Below are 1580 nucleotides of genomic sequence, written 5' to 3' on the forward strand. Positions count from 1 at the left end.
CGATGCGGCCGCGCACCTTGCCCGACATCAAGTCGGCGGCCTTTTCTACCGCTTTCGCCATCGAAATCTCTTCCACCATGGCCTCGAGCCTGGCAGTGTCCAGGTCTTTTGCCAACCGGTCCCAGGCCTGCTGGCGTTTGGCCAGGGGCGCCATCACGCTGTCGATGCCAGTCAGTGTGACGCTGCGCAGGATAAACGGCATCACCGTCGCCGGGAAATCCGCGCCCTGCGCGAGCCCGCAGGCCGTGACCACACCGCCATAGCGCGTCTGCGCACAGGCATTGGCCAGCGTGTGCGAGCCGACGGCGTCCACCACCGCGGCCCAGCGCTCTTTTTGCAACGGCTTGCCGGGGGCAGACAGCTCGGCCCGATCGATCACGCTGCTGGCGCCCAGTTGCCTCAGATAGGCTTCCTCACTGGCCTTGCCGGTGGCGGCCACCACGGTATAGCCCAGCTTGCCCAGCAAGGCAACGGCCACGCTGCCCACGCCACCGGTCGCGCCCGTCACCAGCACCTCGCCGTCGCCGGGTTTGGCGCCGTGCGCCTCCAGCGCCATCACGCTGAGCATGGCGGTGTAGCCCGCCGTGCCAATCGCCATGGTCTGGCGGGTGGTGAAGGCTGCCGGCAACTTCACGAGCCAGTCGCCCTGCAAACGCGCCCGCTCGGCCATCAGGCCCCAGCGCGTTTCACCCAGGCCCCAGCCGTTGTGCACAAAGCGGTCGCCGGCTTTCCAGCCGGGGTGGCTCGATTCCAGAACAGTGCCCGCGCCGTCAATGCCCGCCACCATGGGCCAGCTGCGCACCACCGGCCCCTTGTTGGTAATGGCCAGACCGTCCTTGTAGTTGAGGGTGGAGTACTCGACCTGCGCCAGCACGTCGCCCGCCGGAAGCTGGGCCTCGTCGGTGTCGGTGATGGCCGCTGAAAAGCCGGCGTCGGACTTGGTGAGCAGAAGTGACTTGAACACGGCGTTGTCTCCGGATGGGTTGTTGTCTCAAGGCCAGAAACACTGGAAAACCCGCGAAACTGAATTCTTAATTATGGATAATGGGCTTTCAGGAGGCTGACGATGCCCTTGGCACTCCGGAATTTGCTATTGTTTTAATAGCTGCTTGCGCCCGCCCCTATTGGCCTGCAGCTACTTTCCGTGCCTGAATAACGTGTATTTTGCCCTCCCGGGACCTGTTTTAGGCGCTTTTGGACTGCTTTTGGGCCTCAGGGGAACGCCTGAAGGCAGATTTTGCCGTTTTTTCAGAACAAAATTAGCCCGCAAGCCAATAAGGACCGGCGCGAGCAGCTACTCTTTTAATAGCACAAGACTCGACCGATAGAAGATGTTCTGTCAGCTCTAGACTGCGCTAGCCGCGCAAGATCGCCTCACCGGTCCGCGGGTTCACAAGGGTCACATTTTCGAGCGCCCGGATGCGCCAGATATCGTCCTGCCTCGTCAGCACGTCAATGATCAGTGTGTCCACTACGTGGAGGCCGGCCGGGTGGCTGGCGCCGGCAGCCAGGCGGCTCCAGAAATGGATGACCGCCGCCCCGTCTGCAATATGGGTGATATCGATGAGTTCGTTCTGGAG

Annotated in this window: 1 protein-coding gene and 1 pseudogene; both read right to left on the reverse strand. The window is 62.5% G+C overall.

The window, feature by feature from the left end:
* A partial coding sequence (acuI, locus tag AC1DWI_RS22525) for an acrylyl-CoA reductase (NADPH) (RefSeq protein ID WP_477725830.1) occupies nucleotides 1–964 on the reverse strand: 964 nt, incomplete at its 3' end.
* A gap of 391 nt (nucleotides 965–1355) precedes the next feature.
* Nucleotides 1356–1580, reverse strand: a pseudogene (locus AC1DWI_RS22530) (DUF4440 domain-containing protein); the annotation flags it as partial.

This window comes from Polaromonas sp. P3_C2 (assembly GCF_056402675.1).